This is a genomic window from Ruegeria sp. ANG10 (assembly GCF_040705255.1).
In the GTDB taxonomy this organism is placed as follows: Bacteria; Pseudomonadota; Alphaproteobacteria; order Rhodobacterales; family Rhodobacteraceae; genus Ruegeria.
Map to the genome: position 1 here is coordinate 433952 of NZ_JBFCVU010000001.1, position 26738 is coordinate 460689.

At 56.7% G+C, this 26738-nt stretch carries 23 protein-coding genes, 1 tRNA gene and 1 pseudogene; 17 read left to right on the plus strand and 8 right to left on the minus strand.

What is annotated here, in order from left to right:
- Positions 1-38: 38 nt before the first annotated feature.
- Positions 39-2675, minus strand: a complete 2637-nt coding sequence (locus tag AB1A64_RS02060; protein WP_366549878.1) for an AsmA family protein — start codon at positions 2673-2675, stop codon at positions 39-41.
- 533 nt (positions 2676-3208) lie between these two features.
- Between AB1A64_RS02060 and AB1A64_RS02065 the strand changes: the two genes are divergently transcribed.
- Positions 3209-3490 (plus strand): HlyU family transcriptional regulator, encoded by a 282-nt coding sequence (locus tag AB1A64_RS02065; RefSeq protein WP_366549879.1) that lies wholly within the window; start codon positions 3209-3211, stop codon positions 3488-3490.
- A 239-nt stretch (positions 3491-3729) separates the two neighbouring features.
- Here AB1A64_RS02065 and AB1A64_RS02070 read toward each other — a convergent pair.
- Positions 3730-3846 (minus strand): annotated as a pseudogene (locus tag AB1A64_RS02070) (ATP-binding domain-containing protein); the annotation flags it as partial.
- Between the two features lie 23 nt (positions 3847-3869).
- Between AB1A64_RS02070 and AB1A64_RS02075 the strand changes: the two are divergent.
- Positions 3870-4001: a hypothetical protein gene (locus AB1A64_RS02075; protein ID WP_366549880.1), complete on the plus strand. Its 132-nt coding sequence runs from the start codon at positions 3870-3872 to the stop codon at positions 3999-4001.
- A gap of 131 nt (positions 4002-4132) precedes the next feature.
- Here the strand turns inward: AB1A64_RS02075 and AB1A64_RS02080 are convergent.
- Positions 4133-4209, minus strand: a tRNA-Pro gene (locus AB1A64_RS02080).
- Between the two features lie 114 nt (positions 4210-4323).
- Entirely contained in the window at positions 4324-5439 is a 1116-nt protein-coding gene (locus AB1A64_RS02085; protein ID WP_366549881.1) for a class I SAM-dependent RNA methyltransferase, read from the minus strand.
- Between the two features lie 288 nt (positions 5440-5727).
- Between AB1A64_RS02085 and AB1A64_RS02090 the strand changes: the two genes are divergently transcribed.
- Genes AB1A64_RS02090 through nqrF form a run of 6 tightly spaced genes read left to right on the plus strand, consistent with a single transcriptional unit; the run spans position 5728 to position 11600 of the window.
- A complete protein-coding gene (locus tag AB1A64_RS02090) occupies positions 5728-7071 on the plus strand; it encodes a Na(+)-translocating NADH-quinone reductase subunit A (RefSeq protein ID WP_366549882.1) in 1344 nt (447 codons plus the stop codon).
- Between the two features lie 5 nt (positions 7072-7076).
- Positions 7077-8285, plus strand: coding sequence for an NADH:ubiquinone reductase (Na(+)-transporting) subunit B (locus AB1A64_RS02095; protein WP_366549883.1), 1209 nt, complete (start codon positions 7077-7079; stop codon positions 8283-8285).
- Positions 8278-9105, plus strand: coding sequence for a Na(+)-translocating NADH-quinone reductase subunit C (locus AB1A64_RS02100; RefSeq protein WP_170412109.1), 828 nt, complete (start codon positions 8278-8280; stop codon positions 9103-9105). Before AB1A64_RS02095 ends, AB1A64_RS02100 begins: the two co-directional genes overlap by 8 nt.
- Positions 9105-9758, plus strand: coding sequence for an NADH:ubiquinone reductase (Na(+)-transporting) subunit D (locus AB1A64_RS02105; RefSeq protein WP_170350028.1), 654 nt, complete (start codon positions 9105-9107; stop codon positions 9756-9758). Before AB1A64_RS02100 ends, AB1A64_RS02105 begins: the two co-directional genes overlap by 1 nt.
- Complete coding sequence (gene nqrE, locus AB1A64_RS02110; protein ID WP_366549884.1) at positions 9758-10366, plus strand: NADH:ubiquinone reductase (Na(+)-transporting) subunit E; 609 nt, start codon at positions 9758-9760, stop codon at positions 10364-10366. The genes AB1A64_RS02105 and nqrE overlap by 1 nt, the downstream gene beginning before the upstream one ends.
- A 10-nt stretch (positions 10367-10376) precedes the next feature.
- Positions 10377-11600, plus strand: coding sequence for an NADH:ubiquinone reductase (Na(+)-transporting) subunit F (gene nqrF, locus AB1A64_RS02115; protein ID WP_366549885.1), 1224 nt, complete (start codon positions 10377-10379; stop codon positions 11598-11600).
- A gap of 74 nt (positions 11601-11674) precedes the next feature.
- Here nqrF and AB1A64_RS02120 read toward each other — a convergent pair whose 3' ends face one another.
- Positions 11675-12199: a CBS domain-containing protein gene (locus tag AB1A64_RS02120; RefSeq protein WP_366549886.1), complete on the minus strand. Its 525-nt coding sequence runs from the start codon at positions 12197-12199 to the stop codon at positions 11675-11677.
- A gap of 123 nt (positions 12200-12322) precedes the next feature.
- Here AB1A64_RS02120 and AB1A64_RS02125 point away from each other — a divergent pair, with 123 nt between their 5' ends.
- From AB1A64_RS02125 to AB1A64_RS02155, 7 genes are all read left to right on the plus strand, one after another.
- Complete coding sequence (locus tag AB1A64_RS02125; RefSeq protein WP_366549887.1) at positions 12323-12508, plus strand: hypothetical protein; 186 nt, start codon at positions 12323-12325, stop codon at positions 12506-12508.
- Between the two features lie 65 nt (positions 12509-12573).
- Positions 12574-13599, plus strand: coding sequence for an FAD:protein FMN transferase (locus AB1A64_RS02130; RefSeq protein WP_366549889.1), 1026 nt, complete (start codon positions 12574-12576; stop codon positions 13597-13599).
- A 15-nt stretch (positions 13600-13614) separates the two neighbouring features.
- Positions 13615-13857, plus strand: a complete 243-nt coding sequence (gene nqrM, locus AB1A64_RS02135) for a (Na+)-NQR maturation NqrM (RefSeq protein ID WP_170350034.1) — start codon at positions 13615-13617, stop codon at positions 13855-13857.
- Positions 13858-13921: 64 nt separating this feature from the next.
- Positions 13922-15610: a sulfatase-like hydrolase/transferase gene (locus AB1A64_RS02140; RefSeq protein WP_366549890.1), complete on the plus strand. Its 1689-nt coding sequence runs from the start codon at positions 13922-13924 to the stop codon at positions 15608-15610.
- Positions 15611-15698: 88 nt separating this feature from the next.
- Complete coding sequence (gene gpmI / locus AB1A64_RS02145; protein ID WP_366549891.1) at positions 15699-17216, plus strand: 2,3-bisphosphoglycerate-independent phosphoglycerate mutase; 1518 nt, start codon at positions 15699-15701, stop codon at positions 17214-17216.
- Positions 17213-18343: a peptidase M23 gene (locus AB1A64_RS02150; RefSeq protein WP_366549892.1), complete on the plus strand. Its 1131-nt coding sequence runs from the start codon at positions 17213-17215 to the stop codon at positions 18341-18343. Before gpmI ends, AB1A64_RS02150 begins: the two co-directional genes overlap by 4 nt.
- Before the next feature lie 6 nt (positions 18344-18349).
- Positions 18350-19690, plus strand: coding sequence for a S41 family peptidase (locus AB1A64_RS02155; RefSeq protein ID WP_170394663.1), 1341 nt, complete (start codon positions 18350-18352; stop codon positions 19688-19690).
- A gap of 43 nt (positions 19691-19733) precedes the next feature.
- On the opposite strand, the gene AB1A64_RS02160 is transcribed toward AB1A64_RS02155, so the two are convergent.
- The 3 genes from AB1A64_RS02160 to AB1A64_RS02170 all read right to left on the minus strand — a co-directional run bounded on the left by AB1A64_RS02160 (position 19734) and on the right by AB1A64_RS02170 (position 22466).
- Positions 19734-21260 carry an MFS transporter gene (locus AB1A64_RS02160; RefSeq protein WP_366549893.1) on the minus strand — a complete coding sequence of 509 codons (1527 nt, stop codon included), beginning with the start codon at positions 21258-21260 and terminating at the stop codon, positions 19734-19736.
- 79 nt (positions 21261-21339) lie between these two features.
- The gene (locus AB1A64_RS02165; RefSeq protein ID WP_366549894.1) at positions 21340-21693 is read right to left on the minus strand and encodes a hypothetical protein; all 354 of its coding nucleotides are present in this window, start codon (positions 21691-21693) and stop codon (positions 21340-21342) included.
- A gap of 11 nt (positions 21694-21704) precedes the next feature.
- On the minus strand, positions 21705-22466 hold the full coding sequence (locus AB1A64_RS02170) for a DUF6478 family protein (protein ID WP_366549895.1): 762 nt from the start codon (positions 22464-22466) through the stop codon (positions 21705-21707).
- Positions 22467-22707: 241 nt separating this feature from the next.
- Here AB1A64_RS02170 and AB1A64_RS02175 point away from each other — a divergent pair, with 241 nt between their 5' ends.
- Positions 22708-25815 (plus strand): ABC transporter transmembrane domain-containing protein, encoded by a 3108-nt coding sequence (locus AB1A64_RS02175; protein ID WP_366549896.1) that lies wholly within the window; start codon positions 22708-22710, stop codon positions 25813-25815.
- Complete coding sequence (locus tag AB1A64_RS02180; protein ID WP_366549897.1) at positions 25808-26698, plus strand: type II CAAX endopeptidase family protein; 891 nt, start codon at positions 25808-25810, stop codon at positions 26696-26698. Before AB1A64_RS02175 ends, AB1A64_RS02180 begins: the two co-directional genes overlap by 8 nt.
- Positions 26699-26738: the final 40 nt, after the last annotated feature.

The window sequence follows — 26738 nt, forward strand, 5'->3', positions numbered from 1 at the left end:
ACATCATCCATTCGGCCTGAGGGCGCGGTAACCATAGTCTACTTTCTTAGCTGATTAATATCCGGAACGCAGGACTTTCGGTGTTCGGGTAACTCTGTGGATCCATCCGCGCGCTTTTGAAAGATGTTGTGATGAAGAAGTTTGATTTTTGGATGGGTCAACGTCCCTACGACTTCGAACGGCCATGCGCTCCGCGATAAGGGCCTGCCGAGTTTTCGAGCCTCGGCCTGAACTGAAATCGTATTTTTTATCCAATCCAGATCGCCGTGGGCAACTAGCTGTACCTTTTGGGTCTCCGCAACAAACGAGCTGAATGAAACGTTGCCAGCATCGATTTTGATGGGCACGGCGAGGCAGGTGATCTTGCTGTACCCTTTTCTCAGCTCTTCGGAAATCAACCAGGGAAAGATGCCAAGACCGGACAATTCGAGAAGACTGGTTGATATTCCGCCATTTGACATCAGGATAGATGCCGAGCCTTTCATCGAGTTAATATAGGAGTTCAACGAGCGCCTGTTTCCGGAGAGCTCAAAACTTCCATGCAGCCGCCCGACAGCCGAATATTTGGTATCGAACTCTTTGAACAAGGTTGCTAGATTCCAGTCCTTTATTGTGCCCTGAAGTGAAAGCAACTGCGGGCTCTTCACCATATTCATTTTTGCCGTAGCGGAGAAATGACCGCCATCATAGGCGACATCGACGGGTCCAAGCTGGGCGAGGCCGTCCTTTGCTTTCAGGTGGCTGGATAAACTGGTTATCGCCTGTTCGCCCTTGATTTTCTTGATGTCAATGGACACATCGACATCCTGATCGAGCAGAAAATCTTCTGCCTCAATTAGATCGGTAGGATTCCCTTTTGACCCGCTGCGTTTTGCGCTCCGGGTGCCGGGTTGGCGAAAGCTTGTCGCGATACGCGAACCAACGGCAACAGCGTTTTTGATGTCCTGCAATGCGATGCTTTGGCTGGAAATCTTGCCTTTCGTTAGCGCGCGCGCACCAGCGGTGGATGTTTCAAGATTGGCGCTCAGCTCCGACTTGCCAGATATCAGCGCAATTACACTTGAGAGGCCGTTTTGTTTTCCGCTCGCGGTTATGCTGACCTTCAACGGTCCGGCAATCACTGATTTCTGGCCGATAGCCGCAAGGAATTCGGCGCTGTCTTTGACAGCCAGATTGAAATCGAAGGACAGGTTTTCAAAGTTGTTTACATTGCCGAGTTTGGCCTTGGTTCTCAGTTCCCAAATTTCGGTATCAACTGTCTGCGCATCGAATTCGTTGAGACTGAGGAACCCCTGTAAATCATCCACAGAAAAGCTGCCTTCGACGCTGCCTAGAGACGCTGCACTAAGGTCTCGGAAAAACAACGATGACGGTATCGACATAGTGCCGCTGAAGTCGATCTCTTTCAGGCGCAACAGGTCTTTGATGTTGCCATTGGCAATGAAATAGGGTCGATCCAGCGGTCCTGCCTGCAACGCGATGTTTTCCAGCATCAGGTTACCTTTGTCAGCACGAAACAAGCGGCCAAAACGAACCGGACCGATCTGCTTTAGCTCGTTGTCAAACGCGTTGGTCGTGAGGGTCAGATCCTGAAATTCCAGCGCGTCGTCTGCACCGACGATGTGGGTCGAAAGGCCGGTCAGTTTTAAATCCTTCAGATCCGTGGCTGTTTCGGGTGGATCGCCCTGCGGATAAAAGCGCCCGTCGATAGCAATATCGATGCCTTCGAAACCGATCAGGTCATCGACAGAGCCCGTCGCAGTTAGCAATTGACCGTTCGAAAGGTTCAATGCTGTGCTGAAATCCGAGACCTTCAGTATTGGGTTTTGGTTTTTTACATCGGCCGCCAAAGTTGCCTGACCTTCAATATCGCGGTCGAGTCGGAGAAGCTCGAGTAGATCGCCAATTTCACCAGTATCCAACGTCAGTTTGCCTTCGAAACCGCCACCATTCTGCGAAGTGATTGGGCGTCCGTTGAAACCGAGAGTCGTCGCACCGAAGTTCGCATCTGTCGTGAACGGTTGGCCTCGTGGATAGTCGCCTTTGATCTGAAAGCTCTGCCCGTTCACGGTTCCGCGGCTTGTTACCGTTGCACCAGAATTATCGCCCAGTTGATCCAAGTGCAGGTTTGTCAATTTGAAATCGAATTCGAAACCTGTTGTCTCATTGTCCACGATCAGGTCAACCGAAGAGAAAGTCACAGTTTTGTCGCTCAAGAAATCCAGAATACCATCCGTGTCATTCTGTATCCCCAACGCTGTCACACTGACCTCAGGCCGATCGGTCGCTACCCAGCTTTGCGTTCCAGCTGTGTCGGTCAGCAGCTGAACGTTAAGACCGTCGATGATCAAGTTGTCGAAATCAATCTGCCCCGATATCAACGCTGGGAAGTTGAATTCCAGTTCCAGAACCTCCAAAGCTGCCAGGTTCATATTTTCAATAGTCTCGGAGGGCACTTCGACTTTGGTTGCGCGAACGTGACTTGTCGCACCCAGAATGATGCTGACATCCCCTTTAATATACAACGCCTGACCGATTTGTTCTGAAAGTATCTTCTCCAAAATTGGAGTTCGAAGCCCGGAGAAAATAGGCAAAGCCAAAACGGACCAGATAAGCACGAAAACGAGAGCGGCGAGCAGAGCGGCGCGTCTTGCTATGCGCAAAATCGCCGTCATAGAATCCCGCCACCTTTGCCGTGCATCACCAACATCCTTGAAAACATCTGCTCAGAGAGGGTACCGAACGGCGCCGCGTGAAGAAACTAATTTGAGCTGCGTTGGAAAACGTCCCAAATGATTGGCTGAATGGCCAGTGCAAACATCGCCAGAAAACCTGCTAAGGACAGGCCTGCGCGCTCTTTAACAGATGGGCGACATTCGATTTGCAATCTATCGAAGTCGACATTGATCAAATGAAGTTCGAATGCAGCTTCGTCCGCCTTTGAAAATATCGAACCAGCGCAGCGAACGACGGCTATGCGGATTGCGACTGCAGCATCTTGAATGCTCGGCGAAGGTCGGGAATCGGCCGTTATGTACAAGGGAGAGTGGTACGCAGGACCGGGCTCTCGCCGTGGATCGGGACCTTCAGAGCATGCGCGGAGCGTGCTATCGGATCGACGACCGGTGATCTAATCTCACGATCCGCTTCTCTCTAGCCCTTGGCGGCGTTAGTCTCCGGTCCGAGCAACATTGAAAGGAGCCGCCCAATGTCCCTCTTTTCTAAACTCTTCGGTGTCAGCGAAAAGTCTGAGCTGGAACCGGTTTCGTACAAAGGGTTCGAGATTTTCCCCAACCCGATGCCCGAAGGCGGTAAATACCGCCTACTGGCCCGTATCGAAAAGATCATAGACGGAGATCGCAAGACCCACACGGTGATCAGGGCGGATGTCTTTGAAAGCCGGGATCAGGCTGAAAGCTTCAGCATCGCAAAGGCGAAGCTAGTGATTGACGAGCAGGGCGGACGCCTTTTCGGCTCAGAAAACCGGTAGCTTGAAGCCTGCTGTGCGATTGGCAGGTACCATGTGAATGGCTTAGCTCGCATGAAGTACGGACGCAAAACGGGGTGAGTTCCACCGATGTCATAGAAATCGCCTGTCGATGTGAAGAGGATGCGTTCTGGCACCAACGGAGATTTTGAGGTTCAATGCTCCCATGGACATAGCGTCAGGGAGCAACATCATTGGGCAGAAAGTGTCTGTCCAATGATGCCTCTCGTATGAAAATGCTTCTAAAGGCGTGTAACCAGGGTCACGCATTCAGAAGCCCGTGTAACGGCGGTATAGAGCCAATTCCTCGCATATTTGTCGAAGATGTGACTATCGTCCTCTATGATCACGTGGTTCCACTGGCTGCCCTGCCTGGGCGTTCATGCGCGGCATGACACTGGTGGACGCCACGGCCTATTTTGCGACCTCGCGCGAAACCCTGGAAAACGTCTATCGGTCCTACAGCCCAGATGCGCTGAAGAACGCAACGGAGATTATGGACTGGAAGATCTGAAATGAAACTGCGGTAGTTGGTGGATGCCGGTTGCGAACGAACTGAGCACATCTAGCGAATGAAACGTTGTGGATATCGTTGCGGCCGATCTGCAGAAAACAATAAAGGCGCCCTTGGGCACCTTGTTTTATTGGTCGGAGTGAGAGGATTCGAACCTCCGACCCCTGCCTCCCGAAGACAGTGCTCTACCAGGCTGAGCTACACTCCGACCGTGGCGCGTGATCTATACCCGAGGAATCGGATGTGCAAGGGGATTATGGGGCCAAATGCAGGATTTCGTGCCCAGCAGAAACTGTCCTTTGCGCCACCGCTGCATTAGCAATTAGGGTAGGGGATCCGTGCGGTACAGCCGGATTTTCGTGCCACCGTGATCGACGACTGGCCCGGCAGGGAGCAAAGGCAAGCGCGTGGCCCGGGCTAGTGACTGATTGCTGGTCACGATACCCGCCCGCCAGCCGCTGAACCGCGACATCAGAACCTTGCCCAGGCTGCCGTACAGCGAGCGCAGGCGTTTTTCGTCGCCGATTCTTGCACCGTAGGGCGGGTTGACGATGACCAGACCCGTGGCGCCCGGTGGCGGCTTGATGTCACTGACCGACCGGCACTGAAACCGGGTGTGTGCGGCAACCCCAGCACGATCGGCATTGGTGGTGGCGGCCTCGGCGGCCCCGGCATTCCGGTCCGAGCCGTAAAAGACCGTGCCAAAGTCTGCCGATGGTCCGTCATTGCGCAGTTCGGCCCAAGTGTGCGAATCGAATCCATGCAGGTCTTCGAAGGCAAAACGGCGGGATCGGCCTGGATTTAGCCCGGCTGCGATCTCAGCCGCTTCGATAACGAAAGTACCCGAACCGCACATCGGGTCCAGAACAGGCTCAGCCCCGTCGAAACCACATTCGCGCAAAAACATAGCAGCCATGGTTTCGCGCATCGGGGCCTTGGCCACCGCCGGTTTGTGGCCACGCTTGTGCAAGGGCTCGCCAGAGGTATCGACCGAGAAGGTGCAAATGTCTTTTTCGATGCGAAGCAACACGCGCAGCCCGGCATCGGGCGAAATCGGCGCGCCTAGCGTTTCGGTGATTGCCCGCTCGACTCTTTGGCGGGCGGCCCCGGCATGATAGATGCGGGATTTCCGGCTTGTCGCTTCAACCTTGATCGGGATGTCGGGGCGCAGAAAGTCGGACCAGGGGAACTTGCGCGCCCGTTTGTCGAGTTGTGCCAGATGCACCGCCGGAAAAGTACCCATCCGCACCAGCACCTTATTTGCCCCGCGCAGACACAGGTTTGCTCGCCAAACCTCGGGCCAACCGCCATGGCAGCTGATCCCGCCGGGCACAATTTTGGCATCTGCGAATCCCTTTTCGACGGCTTCGGCCTTCAATGGTGCCTCAAGCCCCGGGGTGGCCACCAGAAAAATTTCAAATTCGCGCGTATGTTCCATTGGGCGTGCTTACACTGGAAGGGCACAGGGCGCGACCGGCAATTTTTGAGAGCTAAAAAGGAAACTTTTCAAAGGAAAGTGAAAATCATTGTGTGATTTTGGCGGCAACGGGTTTGCTTTTAGCATCATCCCCGCGTAAAGGAGCCCAAATCGGAATTACGCCCGCGGAATTTGGACGCATTTCGACGCTTTTGCGACGACTGTTAAAAAATCCTGCGTTATTGTCCGACACTGTTACAGTGTTGGTCTAACCGGCGCAGATAAAGAGGCTTGGAAGACAGTAGCAACATGCAAACTTTCAAACTGAAAAAAGGGTTGGAGCTGCCGGTGCAAGGCGCGCCGGATCAAACCATCCAGCCGGGACCTGAATTTAAATCCGTTGGGGTATTGGGCGGGGATTACCTGGGCCTGAAACCACGCATGCTGGTGCAGGAAGGTGACGCGGTTCAACGCGGTACGCCGTTGTTCTGTCACAAGGATGCGCCCGAGGCGATGATGGTCGCCCCGCTGAGTGGTAAAATCGTGGCCATCAATCGCGGTGCGCGCCGTGTATTGCAAAGCGTCGTGATCGAGGTTTCGGACCCGAACGATACGGGGATTGATTTCTCGGGCGTGGGCAATGCGGACAGTGCCAAAGGCGTGACGGAAAAGTTGTGTGCGGCCGGTCTTTGGACCGCCTTCCGTACCCGGCCCTATTCGAAAATGCCGGTTCCGGGTACTGCTCCGGCCGCGATTTTCGTCACCGCTATGGACAGTGAACCGTTGGCGGCAGACGCGGCCGTGATCATTGCCGATGCCGGTGAGGCCTTTGCAGCCGGTTTGGTCGCAATCACCAAGCTGACCGAAGGCAAGACCTATCTGTGCCACAAGGAAGGCGACGCCATTCCGGGCGCGGATACGCCAGGGGTCGAAGCTGCGGCTTTCTCGGGCCCACATCCCGCCGGATTGGCCGGGACGCATATTCATTTCCTTGAACCCCTGGCGGGGGACAAGCAGGTCTGGACCATCGGTTATCAGGACGTGATCGCCATTGGTCGCTTGATGCAGTCCGGTCATCTGGATCCGAACATTGTAATTGCACTCAGCGGCCCGGGGGCGCGTCATCCGCGCTTGATCCGCACCGTCATGGGCGCTTCGATCGACGATCTGACCAACGACGAGATCGACGTGGACGGCACTCCGCGCATCATTTCGGGGTCGATCCTGTCGGGCACGCAGGCCGAAGGACCGACCTCCTACCTGGGACGTTTCGCGCGTCAGATCAGCATCATCCGCGAAGATCACGACCAGATTCCGATGGGCTGGATTCGTCCGATGCCGTCGAAATATTCGGTCCAGCCGGTGTTGGGCTCGGCGTTCTCGCACAAGCTGTATAAGCTGACCAGCAACCTGAACGGCGGTCGCCGCGCGATGGTGCCCACGGGTGTGTTCGAGCGTCTGATGCCGCAGGATTATCTGCCAACGCAGCTGCTGCGCGCGCTGCTCGTGATGGACACTGATAGCGCCCAGGCGTTGGGTGCGATGGAGTTGGACGAAGAGGATTTGGGCCTTGTCGGCTTTGCCTGTCCCGCGAAATATGAATACGGGCTGGCGCTGCGCGACTGCCTGACCAAGATTGAAAAGGAGGGCTGATCCAAATGGGTTTGCGCAGCTTCTTCGATCGGATCGAGCCGAACTTTACCAAGGGCGGCAAGTACGAGAAGTATTTCCCCATCTACGAGATGGTAGAGAGCTTTATCTACACTCCGAAATCCGTCACCACCGTCGCCCCGCACGCGCGGTCCTACATAGATATGAAGCGGATCATGACTTATGTCGTGATCGCGACGATCCCCTGTATCCTGTGGGGGATGTGGAATACCGGCTATCAGGCCAACAGCGCGATTGCGGCGCTTGGCCCGGATGCGGCAACTGGCTGGCGTATCGCCATCCTGCAGGCATTTGGCATCTCGCTGGACCCGTCCAGCATCTTCGCCAACGTGATGCACGGATTGATGTATTTCTTGCCGATTTACATCGTCACACTGGTTGCAGGCGGTATTTTCGAGGTGATCTTCGCCACTGTGCGTGGGCACGAAGTCAATGAAGGTTTCCTTGTAACCTCAATGCTTTACACTTTGATTATGCCTGCATCTGCCCCGTTGTGGCAGGTGGCGTTGGGCATCATCTTCGGTGTGGTCATCGGCAAAGAGGTGTTTGGCGGCACCGGTAAGAACTTCCTTAACCCCGCTCTGGTCGGACGTGCTTTTCTGTATTTTGCCTATCCGGCAAATATGTCGGGCGATACAGTCTGGACCCCGGTTGACGGATTTTCAGGTGCAACGGCTCTGTCCGTGTCGGCATCCGAAGGCTATCAGGCGCTGGCGGCTGAGGGTCTGACCTGGTGGAATGCCTTCTTGGGCTTCATGCAGGGCAGCTTTGGCGAAACTTCCACACTGGCCTGTCTGATTGGTCTGGGCTTCCTGTTGGTGACACGTATTGCAAACTTCCGCCTGATCGTTGGTTGTCTGGGGGGCATGATTGTCTTTTCCCTGCTGCTGAACCTGATCGGTTCGGACACCAACCCGATGTTCGCGATGCCGTGGTACTGGCACCTGGTCGTTGGTGGCTATGCCTTTGGTCTGGCCTTCATGGTCACCGAACCGGTTTCGGCCAGCCACACCAATCTGGGCCGCTACATCTATGGCGCGCTGATCGGTGTTATGGTTGTGATGATCCGTGTGATCAACCCGGCTTTCCCCGAAGGCATGATGCTGGCCATTCTGTTCGGCAACGTCTTTGCACCGCTGATCGACTATTTCGTCGTTCAGGCCAACATCAAACGGAGGGCGCGTCGCCATGTCTGATACGCAATCCCCAGACAACAACGAGGCACCCAAGGGCGCGATTGCCAAGTTTCTGGCGGCCTCGCCGGATTCGGTCGGCAAGACGATCTTTATCGCTGTCGCTGTCTGCCTTGTCGCCTCGATGGTCGTGTCCTCGGCTGCTGTCAGCCTGCGCCCCGTGCAAGAGGCGAACAAGCTGAAGGATAAGCAGATCAACGTCCTGCAAGTCGCGGGTGTTTATGAACCCGGCGTGGACGTGACCGAAGCCTTCGCTGCGTTTGAGCCGCATGTTGTAGAACTGTCCACCGGCGAATTCGTCGATGACCAGTTTGATCCGGCCACTTTCGATGACATCGCTGCAGCAAGCGACCCCGAATTGAGCGTTGCGCTGGACGACGACCCTGCCGGGATCGGCCGCAAGGCCAAGTATCGCGTGATCTACCTGCTGCGTGATGATGCGGGCGATCTGGACAAGGTGATCCTGCCGCTGCACGGCTATGGTCTGTGGTCCACGCTCTATGGCTTTATCGCGCTGGAAAACAACGGCAACGATATCTACGGCCTGCAATTCTACCAGCATGGTGAAACGCCGGGCCTTGGGGCCGAGGTGGACAACCCCCGCTGGAAAGCGTTGTGGAGCGGCAAGAAACTGCGTGATGACGCGGGTGATCTGCAGATTACCGTTGCGAAATCGCAACCAGCAGCTGGCCCCGACTTTTATGTCGACGCGCTGGCCGGTGCCACACTGACCTCGGTTGGTGTCGATAACCTGGTGAAATTCTGGATGGGTGATGCGGGCTTCGCTCCGTTCCTGGCCAAACTGCAAGCAGGAGAGATTTGATGTCCCAGACCAAGAAAGAAATGCTGGTCGACCCGCTTGTCGACAACAACCCGATCACCTTGCAGGTTCTGGGTATCTGTTCGGCTTTGGCGGTGACCTCGTCGCTGCAGGTGTCGTTCGTGATGGCACTGGCGGTGACCTTTGTGACGTCGTTCTCGTCCTTCTTTATCTCGTGCCTGCGCAACCAGATCCCCAGCTCGATCCGGATCATCGTGCAGATGGTGATCATCGCCTCGCTGGTGATCCTGGTGGATCAGGTTCTCAAGGCCTATGCCTTTGAGATTTCGAAAACCCTGTCGGTGTTTGTCGGTCTGATCATCACCAACTGTATCGTGATGGGCCGCGCCGAGGCGTTTGCGATGAAGAACCCTCCGGTCGCGTCGTTCATCGATGGATTGGGCAACGGGATGGGCTATGGCCTGATCCTGCTGCTGGTCGGTTTCTTCCGTGAGCTGTTCGGGGCGGGGTCGCTGTTTGGCGTGACCATTCTGCAAACCGTCAACAATGGTGGTTGGTACGTGCCGAACGGCATGCTGCTGCTGCCGCCATCGGCGTTCTTCATCATCGGTCTGATCATCTGGGCCTTCCGCACGTGGAAGCCGAGCCAGGTGGAAGAACGTGAATACAAAATTCAGCAGGTAGAGGCCCACTAATGGAAGGTCTGATTTCACTGGCCGTAAAGGCCATCTTTGTCGAAAACCTTGCGCTGAGCTTCTTTCTGGGGATGTGTACCTTCATCGCCGTTTCCAAGAAGATTTCGACCGCGCTGGGGCTGGGTATTTCGGTGATGCTGGTGCAGGCGATCACCGTGCCCACCAACAACCTGCTGCTGACCTACCTGCTTAAACCGGGCGCGTTGGCTTGGGCTGGGTTCCCGGATGTGGACCTGACTTTCCTTGGTCTGATCTCGTATATCGGTGTGATTGCGGCGATGGTGCAGATCCTTGAGATGATCCTGGATAAGTATTTTCCTCCGCTCTACAACGCGCTGGGGATCTTCCTGCCGCTGATTACGGTAAACTGCGCCATTCTAGGTGGTTCGCTGTTCATGGTGGAACGCGACTATAACTTTGCCGAAGCCACGACCTATGGTCTGTCTTCGGGTTTTGGCTGGGCGCTGGCGATCACTGCGATGGCCGGGGTTCGGGAAAAACTGAAATACTCGGATATTCCTGACGGTCTGCAGGGTCTGGGGATCACCTTCATCACCGCAGGACTGATGGCGCTGGCCTTTATGTCCTTCTCGGGCGTGAAACTGTAAGGAGGGACGAATGGAAACTTTTAGCCTTGGCGTCGTCCTCTTTACCCTGATCGTTATCGCACTGGTAACGATCATTCTGGCGGCACGCTCCAGACTTGTATCCACCGGTGATGTGAACATCACTATCAATGGCGAAAAAACAATCTCGGTGCCTGCGGGCGGCAAGTTGCTGCAAACGCTGGCGGCTGAGAAACTCTTTGTCCCGTCGGCCTGTGGCGGCGGCGGCACCTGCGCGCAATGTCGGGTCAAGGTGCATTCGGGTGGTGGTTCGATCCTGCCGACCGAAGAAAGCCACATCACAAAACGTGAGGCCGCTTGTGGCGACCGTTTGTCCTGTCAGGTTGCGGTCAAACAGGACATGGACATCGAAGTCCCCGAAGAGGTCTTTGGTGTCAAGAAATGGGAATGCACCGTTCGCTCGAACGAGAACGTGGCAACCTTCATCAAGGCGCTGACGCTGGACCTGCCCGAGGGTGAGGACGTGAACTTCCGGGCCGGTGGTTACATCCAGATCGAAGCCCCCGCACACCAGTTGAAATACACCGATTTCGACGTCGAAGAGGAATACCGCGAAGATTGGGATCGCTTCAATCTGTGGCAGTACGACTCCGTGGTAAGCGAACCGATCGAGCGCGCCTATTCGATGGCTAACTATCCGGATGAGAAGGGCATGATCATGCTGAACGTCCGGGTCGCTTCGCCGCCTCCAGGTTCCGAAGGTATTCCGGCGGGTCAGATGTCGTCGTACATCTTCAATCTGAAACCAGGCGACAAAGTCACCATTTCGGGTCCGTTCGGCGAATTCTTCGCCCGCGACACGCAAAAAGAGATGGTCTTCATCGGTGGTGGTGCTGGTATGGCGCCGATGCGCAGCCATATCTTTGACCAGCTCAAACGTCTTGAAAACCGCGACCGTAAGATCAGCTTCTGGTACGGCGCGCGGTCAAAGAAAGAGATGTTCTTTGTCGAGGATTTCGACACGCTGGCCAAGGAATTTGACAATTTCGAATGGCACGTGGCCCTGTCCGACGCGCAGCCTGAGGATGACTGGAAAGGCTATACCGGCTTCATCCACAATGTGCTGTTCGAGGAATACCTCAAAAACCACCCCGCGCCCGAGGATTGCGAGTTCTACATGTGTGGCCCGCCAATCATGAACCAGTCGGTCATCAACATGCTGCTGGATTTGGGTGTGGACCGCGAAGACATTATGCTCGACGATTTCGGCGGGTAATAAACGAAAAACCGGCGCACTCAGCGCCGGTTTTTTTAAATCCGTAAGGTTGCTGGCCTTCTAAATCAAAGCAATTATCCGACGATCATCTGCTTCATGCGAAGCGCCTCGTATTCCAGCTCTTTGAGGCGGAAATGCACAACGTCTCCAATGGTGATCACGCCGCACAAGTTGCCGTCGCGCAGGACTGGCATGTGGCGGAACCGACCATCGGTCATGGTTTTGAGAACATCATCCAGCAGATCGTCCGGCGAACATGTCTTGACCTCGTGCGTCATAAGATCCTCGACCGCTTGAGGCAACGTCTGGCCGGGTGTATCCGCCATGCGCCGCACGATATCGCGTTCCGACAGGATGCCTTGCAATGCGCCGTTCTGGTCAGTCACAAGCACTGCACCAATATGCTTTTCCTTCAGCGTATTAACCACCGAATGGATCGTATCGTTCGGGCGGACCGAAAACACCGCATCCCCTTTACCTTCCATCAGCTTAGCCACGGTGGTCTGCGCGTGCGACAGGTTCGATTCCGTCGATTGGCTGTACGTGGTCTTGTCAGCTTTGTCGCCGCGCTTGGGGGCCTGGTAAGAGGTTGGGGCCATGGGCAATCTCCTTCGTGGTACTGCAAAGTCTTTCCCTTTTACCTTAGCGCAGCTAAACGACCTGTATAGGGTGCAATTGCGCTGATCGGCAGAAACCCCCGCCATAAAAGGACGCTTAAGCCTTTGACCGACCTGTATCTTACCCCACCGGTGGCTGCCTTGATTTTCTTTGTGGTGGTCGTGTGCGGCCATAATTTTCGCAAGACGTGGAAACAACAGCCGCCGGGATGGCAGAAACGGGCCTGGCTGTTTGGTGTGCCGGCGGGAATTGGCCTTTTGGTGCTTGGCTTTTTACCGCTGAAGATGTGATGTCAATTTGACTCTGTCGGGGGTGGCTGGCATATGCCGGGCACTGATTTTCCAGGAGACCGCCCATGCGTCTTGTGCCTGTATTGGCCTTCGCCACTTTGTTGTCCGGTTGCCTGTTCGACAAAGAACCCGAAGTGGTTCGCCTGTCGGGCGAGACAATGGGAACGACCTTCAACATCACCGCAATTGGCGAGGATCTAGACGAAAACGCTCTGGCGGTGGCAGTCGAAGAGACTCTGGCCGAGGTCAACGCCAAGATGTCCAATTGGGATCCGAATTCCGAGGTTTCGACCTTTTCTGCCGCGACCAGCACTGATCCAATGCCAGTATCCGCTGAATTCGCTCAGGTGATGGCGGCCGCGAATGACGTGCATGAAAAAACAGGCGGCACGTTTGATGTAACCCTTGGACCTTTGATCGAACTGTGGGGTTTTGGTCCACGCGAGCCAGAGGACCCGGTTCCTTCGAATGTCGAGGTTCTGGAAGCCCTGAATGGCGTCGGACAGAAGCGGTTGTTAACATTGGACACCGAGGCGGGAACGCTGACTAAATCCGAACCCGGTGTTGGGATCAATCTGTCCGCTATTGCCAAGGGCTATGGTATAGACGCGGTGGCCGAGACCCTGCGCGGCGCTGGCATCGAGGATTATCTGGTCGAGATTGGCGGCGATCTGGTCACCATGGGCCAGAACGATAAGGGCGAGGACTGGCGCATCGGTATCGAAAAGCCGCAGGCCGGGGCGCAGACCCCGCAGCTGATCGTGTCGGTCAGCGATCTGGGCATGGCCAGCTCGGGCGATTATAAGAACTTCTTTGAACAAGACGGTGTGCGGTATTCGCATATCATCGATCCAACAACCGGGCGCCCGATCACGCATCGGACAACATCGGTGACTGTTCTGGCTGAAAACGCTATGATGGCGGATGCATGGGCAACTGCGATGCTGGCGCTGGGGCAGGAAAAGGGCCTTGAGCTGGCCGAAGAACATAAACTTGCTGTGTATTTCATCTCGCGGGATGTGACGGGTGGCGAAGATGCCTATATCACGGTACACAGCACCGCGTTCAAAAACGCGCTTGAGACCAACTGACTGGTAGGAACCACAATGAGCACCTTTATTCTGGCCTTTATTCTGCTTGCCCTTGTGATGGTGGGTATGTCGCTGGGTGTTATGCTGATGGGCAAAACCATCAAAGGCAGCTGTGGGGGTCTGAACGCAATCTCGGGCGCGGATAAATGCGTGGTTTGCCACAAGGACATCGATCCCGACAGCCCGTTGCGTGATCAGTTGCAGTGCAAACGCGCCAAGAAGATGCTGGAACAGATGGAACGGCAGGCCGAAGCGTAAATTACGCTTCGCTGCGGGCCGGGAATTGGCTAACTAGGTCCCTGACTATCGGGGAGGCACCGCGTTGGCCAAAGCCAAAAACATTCTGTTCATCATGTTCGACCAGCTGCGCTGGGATTACCTGAGTTGCTACGGCCACCCACACCTGCACACTCCGAACATTGATCGTTTGGCCGCGCGGGGTGTGCGGTTTAACCGGGCTTATATCCAGTCGCCAATTTGCGGCAGTTCACGCATGTCGACCTATACCGGGCGTTATGTGCATTCACATGGCGCGTCGTGGAATGGCATCCCGTTGAAAGTGGGCGAGATGACGATGGGCGACCATCTGCGCAAGGCGGGGATGGAGTGCTGGCTGGTCGGTAAAACCCATATGCGTGCGGATGCCGAAGGTATGGCGCGGCTGGGGTTGGAACCCGACAGTCTGATCGGCACCCGCGTGGCGGAATGCGGCTTTGACGTGTTCGAGCGCGATGATGGCATGCGCCCCGAGGGGCCGGACGGGTTTTACGATCCGGACGGGGCCAGAGAATACAACAAATACCTCAGCGCCAAGGGATATGACAGCGACAACCCCTGGCACGACTTTGCCAACTCGGGGCTGGATGCGGATGGCAACGTCCTGTCTGGCTGGTTCCTGAAGAATTCCCACGAGCCCGCGAATATAGCCGAAGAAGACAGCGAAACCCCATATCTGACGGGCCGCGGTATCGAATTCATGGAAACGCAGGACGGCCCGTGGTGTTGTCACCTGAGTTTCATCAAGCCGCATTGGCCTTATATCGTGCCCGAGCCCTATGCCTCGATGTACGGTCCCGAACATGTGCTGCCTGTGGTGCGCTCCGAGGCCGAACGCCAGAATGCCCATCCGGTGCTGCGGGCCTTTATGGGCACGAAGATCGGCCAAACATTCTCGCGCCAGGATGTGCGCGAGGCGGTGATCCCCGCCTATATGGGCCTGATCAAACAAGCTGACGACCAGATGGGCCGCCTGTTCGACTGGATGGAGAAAACCGGCCGGATGGACGATACGATGATCGTGTTGACCTCGGACCATGGGGATTTTCTGGGCGATCACTGGATGGGAGAGAAGACCTTCTTCCACGATGCCTCGACCAAAGTGCCCCTGATCATCTACGACCCGTCAGCCGAGGCCGACGCCACACGCGGTACTGTCAGTGATGCGCTAGTCGAATCCATCGACCTTGCCCCGACCTTTGTGGAAGTTGCGGGGGGCGATGTACCCTCGCACATCCTCGAAGGGCATTCCTTGCTGCCGATCCTGCACGGGCAGCAGGAAGAGACCGCGCGCGATGTGGTGATCTGTGAATATGACTATTCGGCCTCACCGATTGCCGATACGCTGAACGCCTCGGTCCGGGATGCGGTGATGTTCATGGTTGCCGATAAAAAGTGGAAGCTGATCCATTGTGAAGGCGGTCACCGGCCGATCCTGTTTGATCTGGAAAACGACCCGGACGAGCTGCTCGATCTTGGTGAAAGCGCGGATCATGTCGAAGTTATCGACCGTATGTACGATTACCTTTTCGCGTGGACGCGCCGCGCCTCGCAACGGACCACGCGCTCGGAACAGCAACTGATCGATATGCGGACCAAAAGCCGCGGCAGGGGTGTTGTTGTCGGGGTTTATGACGAAAACGATGCTCCGCTGGACCTGACCGTCAAGTACCGGGGGCGCAAGGCTCGGCCATTCACCGAATATATCGGCAAGGAAAAACCGCCCCGGCATTAAATCTGACCGCCACAGGCCAAAAGGCGGTTCACCCGCCGAAGGTCAGGCGGTAAAAGATCGACCAAGAGCAGAAATCCGGAGAGCTATAATGACCGCCCCCAAACCCGTTGTCCTGTGCATTCTCGATGGGTGGGGCCTGTCCGAAGACACCAAAGCCAACGCGCCGTATTTGGCCAATACCCCGACGTTCGACGCAATCATGGCCAACGGGCCGCATGCCACTTTGATCACGCACGGGCCCGATGTTGGCCTGCCCAGCGGTCAGATGGGCAATTCCGAGGTCGGCCATACCAATATTGGCGCGGGCCGCATCGTGGCCATGGATCTGGGTCAGATTGATCTGGCGATCGAAGATGGCTCATTCTTTGGCAACGATGCCTTGCAGGACTTCATCGCCAAGGTGAAAGCCGCGAGTGGTACAGCACATCTGATGGGTCTGGTTTCGGATGGCGGGGTGCATGGGCATCTGAACCACATCATCGCAGCGACCAAAGCCATCACCGATGCGGGCGTTCCTGTTGCGCTGCACGCGATCACGGATGGGCGCGATGTGGCCCCGAAATCGGCTTTCACCTACATTGCCGAGCTTGAGGACCGACTGCCCGAAGGTGCGCGCGTTGTGACTGTCAGCGGGCGCTATTTCGCGATGGACCGTGACAATCGCTGGGAACGCGTCAGCGAAGCGTATGAGGCAATGATTAAAGGGCAGGGACGGGCTGCGGCCACGGCCCATGGGGCGGTTGATCACGCCTATAACCAGTCAGAAACTGATGAGTTCATCGTGCCGACGGTTCTGACAGGTTATGATGGTGTCAAAGATGGCGACGGAGTCTTCTGCCTCAACTTTCGCGCTGATCGGGCGCGGGAGATTTTGCGCGCGATTGGCGAGCCGGATTTTGCTGATTTCGACACCGGTCCGCGCCCGCACCTGTCTGCACTATTGGGGATGGTGGAATACTCGGACGGTCACAATGCCTATATGACAACCGTGTTCCCAAAGCGCGATATCGTGAACACGCTGGGCGAATGGGTCGCCAAGCAAGGGCTGCGCCAGTTCCGTTTGGCCGAGACCGAGAAATACCCACACGTCACGTTCTTCCTCAACGGTGGCAAGGAAACACCGGAAGTGGGTGAAGACCGCTATATGCCGAAATCGCCCAAAGTGGCGACATATGATTTGCAGCCCGAGATGTCCTCGGCCCAGGTCACCGCCAAGTTTGTCGAGGCGATCGAGGCTGGGTACGACCTGATCGTCACCAATTATGCCAACCCCGATATGGTGGGTCACACCGGCGATCTGCAAGCTGCAATCAAAGCCTGTGAGGCGGTGGATCAAGGGTTGGCACAGGTGGTTGCCGCGCTGAAAAAGGCAGGCGGTGCGATGATCGTCACTGCCGATCACGGCAATTGTGAAATGATGGTGGATCCCGAAACCGGCGGGCCGCACACCGCGCATACCTTGAATCCGGTTCCTGTGGCGCTGGTGGGTGGGCCAAACGGTGCCACGTTGCGCAATGGGCGTCTGTCCGATCTGGCACCGACCCTGTTGCAGTTGATGGGCTTAGAACAACCGCCCGAAATGACTGGCAAGAGCCTGTTATCATGACCTTGCGAGCGCTTCTTTTGGCAGTGCTGTTTGCGACGCCGGTCCACGCCCAGACCGACCCGTCCACAGCCGCGCTGAATGCGGCGCAGATGCTGGAAGACGCATCCGTCGCCTTGACCGAGGCCGACAGCGCCCGTGACCGTGTGCGTGCCCTGACCGAAACCATTCAAGCCTATGAGGCCGGTCTGACCGCAATGCGCGACGGCCTGCGCCGCGCCGCCACGCGTGAGGCACAATTGACCACTGAATTGCGGAGCCGCGAGGACGAAATCGCGCAGTTGCTGGGCGTGTTGCAAACCATCGAAACGACCGCGCCACCGGTTCTGATGCTGCACCCCTCTGGCCCGTTGGGATCGGCCCGCGCAGGTATGATGCTGTCCGAGGTCACGCCCGGTTTGAACGCCCGCGCGCAAAAACTGGCCCACGACCTGCAAGAGGTCCGGACCCTGCGGCAGCTACAGCAAAGCGCCGCTGATACTCTGACCGAAGGTCTGACCGGCGTTCAAACCGCGCGCACGAAGCTGAGTACCGCCATTGCAGATCGGACTGATCTGCCGGTACGTTTTGTCGAAGATCCGGTTCGAACGGCGATCCTGATCTCGTCTACAGAAACGCTGGAGGGGTTTGCCAGCGGGTTGTCGGAAATCTCGGAAGGGGAGATTGCAGAAACCAGTGCGGATATTTCCCAGCGCAAGGGTGAAATTGCCTTGCCCGCTCAGGGTGTTGTGCTGCACCGCGCTGGTGACACGGATGCGGCAGGGGTCAAGCGCCCGGGTGTGGTGCTGGGCACACGTCCACGCGCGATTGTGACTTCGCCGACAGCTGCCACGATCCGTTATCGCGGGCCGCTGCTGGATTTGGGGAATCTGGTGATCCTTGAGCCTCAACCGGGGCTTTTATTCGTATTTTCGGGGCTGCAAGAGGTCTACGGCAACCCCGGTCAGGTGATCCCCGAGGGCACTCCGGTCGGCTTGATGCCTGGTGAAACGCCCGAAATCGGCGCTATTTTGTCAACAAGCAGTGATGGCACTGGAACTGACCGGTCAGAAACGCTCTATATAGAGGTAAGACAGGATAACAGCCCCGTGGACCCGGAATCGTGGTTTCGGACCAGCAAGGATGGATAAATACATATGAAGAAATTTGTGATGGCCGGTCTGGCCGGAACCGTGGCAGGAATATTGGCAACCACTCAGATCGCTGGCCCTCTGCTCGCGCAAGAGGCCGAGAACAAGGCCAGCGTCTATGAGCAGCTTGATCTGTTCGGTGACATTTTCGAACGCATCCGTGCGCAATATGTTGAAGAGGTCGAGCCCGAGGAGCTGATCGAAGCTGCGATTGATGGCATGCTGACCTCATTGGACCCGCATTCCAGCTATCTGTCACCTGACGATGCTGAACAGATGCGTGTGCAGACACGCGGCGAATTTGGCGGGTTGGGTATCGAGGTCACGCAGGAAGAGGGCTTTGTGAAAGTCGTCTCTCCGATCGACGACACCCCGGCGGATGCCGCGGGGATCGAGGCCGGAGATTTCATCACTCATGTCGATGGCGAAAGCATTCTGGGCCTGACGCTGGACAAGGCGGTGGACCTGATGCGCGGACCTGTGGGCTCGGAAATCGTGATTACGGTCGTGCGCGAAGGGGAACAGGAACCCTTTGATGTCACGATCATTCGCGACACGATCAAACTGACCGCCGTGCGTGCCCGCACCGAAGGCACCAGCGTTGTGCTGCGAGTGACCACCTTTAACGACCAGACCTTCCCCAACCTTCAGGAAGGACTGAACGAACAGATCGAAGAAGCTGGTGGCATCGAAAAGGTCAACGGCTTTGTTCTGGACCTGCGCAACAATCCGGGCGGTCTGCTGACGCAGGCGATCAAGGTTTCCGATGCCTTCCTGAACGAGGGCGAGATCGTGTCTACCCGTGGCCGCGACCCGGGCGAGGGCGAGCGGTTCAACGCCTCCCCAGGCGATTTGGCAGAAGGCAAGCCGATTGTGGTTCTAATCAATGGTGGTTCGGCCTCGGCGTCCGAGATTGTTGCCGGTGCCTTGCAGGATCACCGCCGCGCCATCGTTGTTGGCACCAAGAGTTTTGGCAAAGGCTCTGTTCAGACGGTCATGCCGCTGCGTGGCGACGGGGCCATGCGCTTGACCACGTCGCGGTATTACACGCCGTCAGGCCGTTCGATCCAGGCACTTGGCGTCAGCCCCGACATTATTGTCGAGCAACCGCGCCCGGTGCCGGATTCGGAAGAAGAAGACTCGAACCGTCCCGCCCGTTCCGAAGCCGACCTGCGCGGCAGCCTGAACAATGACAGCCTCAGCGAAGATGAGATTCGCCAGATCGAGGAAGACCGCGCCCGGGCCGAAGCCACAGCCGAGCTACGGGAAGAGGATTACCAAATGGCCTATGCCATCGATATCCTCAAAGGTCTGTCGGCCTTCAACCCGAACGGGCCGTCGCAGTAAACCAACGGGGCCGCCAATCTGGCGGCCCTTTTTCTTTGGTGGGTCAGCTTTCCACTTTGTGCAGCTTTTCCTCATCCAGCAGAATCGCCAATAAGACGCCAACAGATACTGACACAGTGGCAAAAATGAACGCCATGTTCATGCCGGTGTCAAAGGCCGCGGTGATGGCGGTTTTGACCTTTTCGGCCTCGGCCGTGCTCAGTTTGTCCATAATCGCGCGTGCCGAGGATGTGGTCAGCGTCCCGCCGTTGATGGCCCGCTGATCCGATTCCGACATATCAATCCCGGCAGCCGTAAGACGTTCGCCCAGGCTGCGCAGACTGGCCAGATACATGATCGCGGTCGCGCAGGCCACCGAGATGGCACCATAGACGAGGTGAGTCATAAAACTTAGCCCGCCGACCAACCCGGCCCGTTCCGGTTTCACCGCGCAAACCGCAGCGGTGCCAGATGGGCCAACCGTCAGCGTCGCCCCCAACCCAATCATCGCCATACCGGGCAGAATCTGAAAATAGCCCAGCCCTGCGGGCATCACGACAACGCTGGCCGCGCCGATAGTGGCGCAAAGGTAACCCCAGAACAAAAGCCGTTTGGGGCCGAAATCGTTGTACAGCTTGCCCGACAAGATGGACCCCACGGCAAGCAGAACAGTAAGCGGGGCCAACCCGAATGCAGATTGCAAAGTTGACCAGCCCAGTACCTTTTGCATGTATTGGGGGAAATACATCAACCCAACGAACGCTGCCGAGACGTTGAACATGTTTAGGCCCAGCGTGATGCGAAACTCTCGGTTCGCCATCATCTGCGGCAGCAACAGGGGCTCTTTCACCCGTTTTTCCACCTGTGGGAACAAGACGAACAGAACAGCGCAGACGAAGAACAGCATCAGCAACGGCGATGAGGTCCAGCCCCAATCTGCACCCACGTCCAACCCATAAAGCAACAGCAGAACAGCCAATGACAGTACACCCATGCCTGCAACGTCGATGTGTTCGCCTTGTTTGTGCTGGGTTTCGCGCTCCATCAGCACCAGGGCGGTGACCATCGAAATGGTCGCAAACACCACATTTGCAAGGAAGAACAGCCGCCAATCCCCCAGGTTCACGACCGTACCGCTGATCAGCGGGCCGATGACGTTACCGCATGTGACGCCCGCCAGAATAAGCCCCATGATCATGGCGCGATGTTCAGGGCGCGAGACTTTGGTGGCGCCGAAGGCCAGCGTGCAGGGCCAGACACATCCCGCGCCGATCCCCTGTAATGCGCGTGAGACAATCAGGAAATCCAGGCTAGGCGATACAAAACACATCACGGAGGAAAACAGAAAGATCGACAGGCCGATCAGCATCATCTTGCGGTGCCCGTACATGTCGCCAAGCCGTCCCCCGGCGACCATCGTCATGGCAAAGAACAGGGCATAGATGTTCAAAACCCATTGGGTGCTGGTGATATCGGTGTCGAAGCTGTTTTCGATAGCCGGAACCAGGATCAACGCGCCGGTAAAGTCGATGCCGATCCCGAACCCCGTCACCATCAGCGCGATGAGTTTAATGATGCTGCTGCGGTCCATGAGCTTGCCCAAGTTGCTGCGGGTCGCTTAAGGATGCACGGGATTCTGATGAAAAGATAGGGACTTGGCCCTAAGCAGGCTATTCGCCCATGCTCTGTGCCCGTCGAAATGCCCGTTTCAGCATATCCAGTTCCGCGCGCAATAACTCGACCTCGGCGCGAAGATCATCCGCTGCCGGTACGCCTGCGATAATGGTAAAATCGCCGAGTTTTTCGGACGTGCCTGCGTCCACGATGACAAAGCAATGCACGCCATCGGACAGTGCCTTCACGGGTACAGGGACAGTCAGTGCCCATCCGTCATCTGCTGGTGTCACGCGTACGTCTTCCAAAGGTTCGCCCAGATACAGAACCTCAACAGTCACCTCGGACTGCAAGTGCCCCTGCCAGAGGCCGTTTTCGAACCGGATAGGTGTCAGTGTCGATTGCGTCATGGCCGGACCTCTTACAAATCGGCGCGATGGTGGCGGCAGAAGGTCAGATCGCGCAGCGAAACGCGATTCATCTGCGGGTTTTCAAAGATTAGATCCAGCCAGATCTTCTCGATCCGCGACTCATTCAAGGGCAGATGTGCCAGATCGAAATCGACTGAGCAGGTGCTTGCAGACAGGTCCAGCTTGCGCAGAACCTGTTCTGCGTTGGGCCCGTGCTGTATGTTCAGACGGGCGAATATCTCAAGCGGCTGCTCGGCCTCGATCAGGGTATCCACACGCATGAGATGCTGTTTGGTCAGGCCCTGAGCAGCCTCGTACGGCAATTCCACAGACAGGGACAGGAAAGAACCCGAAAACCCGAACACCTCAACTGTCATCCCATATGCGGCCAGATCCTTGTCGCGGGAATTCCGGGTCTGCCGCATTGCGATTTCGGCCAGTGAACAGTCGTGGAACAAGGTCACCTGCCGGTCCATCTGTGCCTTACGGGCAGCCGAGGCCACACCCGGACGCGCCAAAGGCCCGCGCCACAGATCCGGTCGCCAGCACCAATCGGTGCCAAGGGGTTTGGGGAATTGGGTCGACCCAATTCGAGGTCGGGCCAGACGGCTGTCGGCCTCATGAATCAGCATCTGCAGATGCGTGCGCAGTTTGCGCGCATCATCACGCTGTTGCCGCAGTTGCGGTTCAGGTGCAGTAGGTGCGCCACGCAGGGCCTGACGCCAGCGTTCGACGGCGCGGCGTTGAATATAGCGATCTAGAAGTCTGCCCATGGCCCCATCATTCAGAGTGTGACCCTGTTTAGTCAAAGACAACGCAGGGTTTAAAGGAGAATAGACGATACTGGGGGGCAAATCTCGCGAATTTGTGACTGATGGGGCGGATAGGCAATCGATTTGAAACCTGTTAGCCCAGCCATTCTTGCAATCGTAAAGGTCAGTGCGTACCGTCTGATACCTGATTGCAGTGGATCATCCGAAAACGCATCCAATAGATTTGAGGCAAGGCCGGGGCATGGAACCCACTCTATTCGCTTTCATATGGAAACATTCGAAAAAACAACAGCTTGTGCTGCTGTTTCTGACGGTTCTGTCATTCCCGTTCCTCTATGCCTCGCTTGAGTTGCCCAAGCAGATTATCAACGGGGCCATTGGCGCGCCAGGTAATACCGTAACGATCCTGGGATTCTCGGTAACGCAGGTGCAGTATTTGATGATCCTGTGTTTCGCCTTTTTGGCCACCGTGATTGCCAGCGGGTTGATGAAAATGCGCATCAATACGATGAAGGGCATTCTGGCTGAACGCATGCTACGCCGTTTGCGGTTCACTTTGATCCATCGCACCATGCGGTTTCCGAAATCCTATTTCGCGACCACCAGCCAGGGTGAGCTGGTGTCGATGATTACTTCTGAGGCCGAACCGATGGGTGGCCTGATGGGCGACGCGATCGCGCAGCCGGTGTTCCAGTTCGGGCAGATGATGACCATCGTCACATTCTTGTTCATGCAGAGCGTTTGGTTTGGCCTCGCCAGTGTGGCTCTGATCCCTCTGCAGGCCTGGCTGATTCCAAAGTTGCAACGCCAGATCAACCTGTTGAACAAGGAACGTATTCAGGAGGTCCGCAACCTCAGTTCAGAGATTGGGGAAAGCGCGGCTGGAATCAGTGACCTGCGCACCAATGGCGGCTGGCGGTATCGGCAGGCGCAGTTCAGTCATCGTTTGGGGCGTTTGTTCGAGATCCGATTCAAGATCTACAACAAGAAGTTCTTCATGAAGTTCCTTAACAACCTGATTACGCAAATGACGCCGTTCCTGTTCTATTCGGTAGGTGGCTATCTGGCGATCACGGGTGAGGTGACAGTCGGGGCGCTGGTTGCAGCACTTGGGGCCTATAAGGATCTGAGCGGCCCTTGGAAGGATCTGCTGACCTATTACAATCAAGTACAGGACATGTCCCTGCGTTGGGAGGTTGTGACAGAACGCTTTGCGCCGTCAAACATGATTCCCGAAAAGCTGTTCGTGGGTGAGCCCGAGACCATCCCGCATCTGACTGGCGATATTGAGTTGCGAAATGTCACCGTGCGCGACGATGACGGCAAGACCATTCTGGAAGATATCGACCTGACCATTCCCAAGGGCGCGAGGGTAGCCATCCAGTCGACCCACGCTGCGGAACGAAATGCGCTGGCGCAGGTGTTGACTCGCGAGGTCCTGCCGGTGCAGGGCGATGTGATCATGGCGGGTCACAATCTGAAAGACTTGCATCAGGTCGTGATAGCGGCCCGGATCGGCTATGCCTATTCGCGGCCCTATCTGTTCGACGGTACGCTGGGCGACAATCTGTTGATGCCTTTGCGCCCGCATCCTCAGCATGAGGCCGATGCAGCCACGGCACCGACCCGCTGGCAGATCGAAGCTGCCCGGTCCGGAAACCCGACGGATTCGCTGACGGATGAATGGATTGATCCGGGGCTTGCCGGGCTGGACGATGTTGATGACATTCGCGCCTGGTGGTTCCAGCTGGTCGAAGCGATGGGTACTGACGAACTTATGCTGCGTCGCACCCTGCGCACACAATTCGATCCCAATCTGCATCCGGATCTGGCGCAGGACGTGGTTAACCTGCGGGGTACGATTGCGGAAAAGCTGCGGGAAAAAGAGCTGGACCAACACGTTTACCGGTTCGACCCGGATCGCTTCAACCCGGCTGTTCCCCTTGGTGGTAACCTGCTCTATGCAACCCCGTCTCGGGATATCACGCCAGAGTCCATGGCCGACGACCGGCGGTTCAAGAACATGCTTGGAATGCATGATCTTGCCGATGACGCCATGTCCATGGCCAGCGCCGTGATGGAAACATTGGATCAGGCCTTTGGCCGCGACGGCACCGATCACCCGCTGTTCCTGCGTCTGGGGATGTCCAAGGACATGTATCACCGTCTGCTCGACATCAAGGATCGGCGTAAGTCGAAAGGAGAAGCCGGGATTTCCGAGGATGAGCGCGCGTTGCTGCTGACGCTGCCGTTCCTGCTGACGGCTGAGCAGATTGGCCCGGATTTCCCCGAGGAATACAAGGACAAGATTCTGTCCATCCGCAAGGATCAGGCCGAACGGCTGCGCGGCGCATTGGATGGCATGTTCGTGCCGTTGTCGCCCGACAGCTACATCCCGCGCCTGACGGTGATGGAGAATGCGATTTATGGCCGGGTATCCCTGATGGCTGGTGCTCATGCCGATGAGATCGAAGACGTTGTAGCCCAGGCCGTGAACGAGGCCGGTCTGCGCCGTCGGGCCGCGTCAACCTTGTACGATCTGCCGACCGGGCTGGGCGGGAACAACCTGCCAACCGTGTTTCAAGAGCGCGCGGCGTTTTCCCGCGCGGGGATCAAACGTCCGGATATCCTGATCCTCGACAAAGCCCTTGCCAGCCACGATTCCCAAAGCCGTCTGCGCACACGCCTGCGGCTGCGTGAATTGCTGCCCGACTCGATCATGATCTTCATGGAAGATCATTTTGCCCACCCCGAGGCCTATGACCTGTTCATTGAAATCAAGGATGGCCGAATTGATGGGGTATCGCGCACCCAAACCCACCACGAAGACGGGGCCTCAGCTGATCTGAGCCGCAAGCTGCAGATCATATCCTCGACCGAGCTGTTTTCGGGGCTGGATGCGCGCAATCAGCGGCTGCTGGCATTTTCGGCACAATGGTACGAGGCTGCGTCGGGGCAGATGATCTTTTCCCGTGGGCAAGCACCCGACGCGGCGTATCTGTGCATTAAAGGGCAGGCCAATCTGGACTGGACCGATGAAAGCGGTGGCACGCGCACCATATCGATCATTGAACCCGGTCGGTTGATCGGCGATCTGTCAATTATCACCGGCGATGTCCGTCAATTGGATCTGACAGCGGCCACAGATTGTACGTTCCTGCGCATCGGGGCAGAGGAATTGCGCGCCGTGATCGAAAGCGATGCGTCGGTGGCGGTTCAGTTGTTGCAAACCGTTGCCGGGTATCTGACCACGTTGTCCACAAGGATCAACACAATCAAGCATGCATCTGACGTGTTCCCTGAAATCCCACAATCTGTCGAAGGTGAAAGCTCTGGCAACAATGCCTGACCCGGACGCATATGCCGCCCACGAAGGGCTTGTGGGCGACGCGCGCGCCCGGCCCGAACTGTGGCGCCTTGCGGCGGGTCTGGGTATTGTCCTTGTTCTCTATGTGACGTTGAACGCAGTGTTGTTTGCCTTTATCGGGCAATTGCTTCAACCAGATCAGGCGCAGGGTCTTTTGCACGGAACCTCAACGTCGGCCGCGCTGATTCTGCTGCTTAGCTTCGGTTTCCTGACATTGGGCGTGGCTATCGCCGCCCGTCAAATGCAGCACCGGTCACTGGCCGCTATCCTTGGCCCGCGCCGCCTGTTATTGCAACAATTCTGGATGGTCCTGCGGGGCTTGGTGATTCTGGGCCTGATCATGGCGGCCCTGCCACCCTATGGCATGGGTGAGACGCTGACGCAAAACCTGGCTCTGTCCACATGGTTGCTTTTGCTGCCGGTGTCGGTGATTGCGGTCCTGATTCAGACCAGCGCCGAAGAAGTGCTGTTTCGCGGCTATATCCAGCAATGCTTGGCGGCTAGATTCCGATCTCCGGTGATCTGGATGGGAGTACCTTCGGTACTGTTCGCAGCGGGGCATTATGCGCCCGGTGTCACCGGCGAGAATGCCCTGTTGGTGGCCATTTGGGCGTGTATCTTCGGCTTGTTGGCGGCGGATTTGACCGCAAGGTCCGGAACATTGGGACCTGCTATCGCGTTGCATTTCCTGAACAATGCGGTCGCGCTTTTGTTCATTTCGCTGCCTGAAACGCTCAGCGGGCTGGCATTGTATCTGCTGCCCTACGACATGTCTGAAACCGGCACATTGCGGCAATGGCTGTTTGTGGATTTCGCAGTAATGACCGTCAGCTGGTTAACTGCACGTCTTGCGCTTAGGCGTTGATTGCATTTCCTTCCGTTGCGTCTTATTTGACGTCAATGCC

Coding starts and splice junctions, on each gene's coding strand:
- AB1A64_RS02100 (WP_170412109.1), top strand. CDS start 8,278: ATGTCTGATACGCAATCCCCAGACAACAACGAGGCACCCAAGGGCGCG.
- nqrE (WP_366549884.1), top strand. CDS start 9,758: ATGGAAGGTCTGATTTCACTGGCCGTAAAGGCCATCTTTGTCGAAAAC.
- AB1A64_RS02165 (WP_366549894.1), bottom strand. CDS start 21,693: ATGACGCAATCGACACTGACACCTATCCGGTTCGAAAACGGCCTCTGG.
- AB1A64_RS02170 (WP_366549895.1), bottom strand. CDS start 22,466: ATGGGCAGACTTCTAGATCGCTATATTCAACGCCGCGCCGTCGAACGC.
- AB1A64_RS02175 (WP_366549896.1), top strand. CDS start 22,708: ATGGAACCCACTCTATTCGCTTTCATATGGAAACATTCGAAAAAACAA.
- AB1A64_RS02150 (WP_366549892.1), top strand. CDS start 17,213: ATGACCTTGCGAGCGCTTCTTTTGGCAGTGCTGTTTGCGACGCCGGTC.
- nqrF (WP_366549885.1), top strand. CDS start 10,377: ATGGAAACTTTTAGCCTTGGCGTCGTCCTCTTTACCCTGATCGTTATC.
- AB1A64_RS02090 (WP_366549882.1), top strand. CDS start 5,728: ATGCAAACTTTCAAACTGAAAAAAGGGTTGGAGCTGCCGGTGCAAGGC.
- AB1A64_RS02105 (WP_170350028.1), top strand. CDS start 9,105: ATGTCCCAGACCAAGAAAGAAATGCTGGTCGACCCGCTTGTCGACAAC.
- AB1A64_RS02160 (WP_366549893.1), bottom strand. CDS start 21,260: ATGGACCGCAGCAGCATCATTAAACTCATCGCGCTGATGGTGACGGGG.
- AB1A64_RS02120 (WP_366549886.1), bottom strand. CDS start 12,199: ATGGCCCCAACCTCTTACCAGGCCCCCAAGCGCGGCGACAAAGCTGAC.
- AB1A64_RS02180 (WP_366549897.1), top strand. CDS start 25,808: ATGCCTGACCCGGACGCATATGCCGCCCACGAAGGGCTTGTGGGCGAC.
- nqrM (WP_170350034.1), top strand. CDS start 13,615: ATGAGCACCTTTATTCTGGCCTTTATTCTGCTTGCCCTTGTGATGGTG.
- AB1A64_RS02095 (WP_366549883.1), top strand. CDS start 7,077: ATGGGTTTGCGCAGCTTCTTCGATCGGATCGAGCCGAACTTTACCAAG.
- AB1A64_RS02155 (WP_170394663.1), top strand. CDS start 18,350: ATGAAGAAATTTGTGATGGCCGGTCTGGCCGGAACCGTGGCAGGAATA.
- AB1A64_RS02085 (WP_366549881.1), bottom strand. CDS start 5,439: ATGGAACATACGCGCGAATTTGAAATTTTTCTGGTGGCCACCCCGGGG.
- AB1A64_RS02060 (WP_366549878.1), bottom strand. CDS start 2,675: ATGACGGCGATTTTGCGCATAGCAAGACGCGCCGCTCTGCTCGCCGCT.
- AB1A64_RS02075 (WP_366549880.1), top strand. CDS start 3,870: ATGCGCGGCATGACACTGGTGGACGCCACGGCCTATTTTGCGACCTCG.
- gpmI (WP_366549891.1), top strand. CDS start 15,699: ATGACCGCCCCCAAACCCGTTGTCCTGTGCATTCTCGATGGGTGGGGC.
- AB1A64_RS02065 (WP_366549879.1), top strand. CDS start 3,209: ATGTCCCTCTTTTCTAAACTCTTCGGTGTCAGCGAAAAGTCTGAGCTG.
- AB1A64_RS02130 (WP_366549889.1), top strand. CDS start 12,574: ATGCGTCTTGTGCCTGTATTGGCCTTCGCCACTTTGTTGTCCGGTTGC.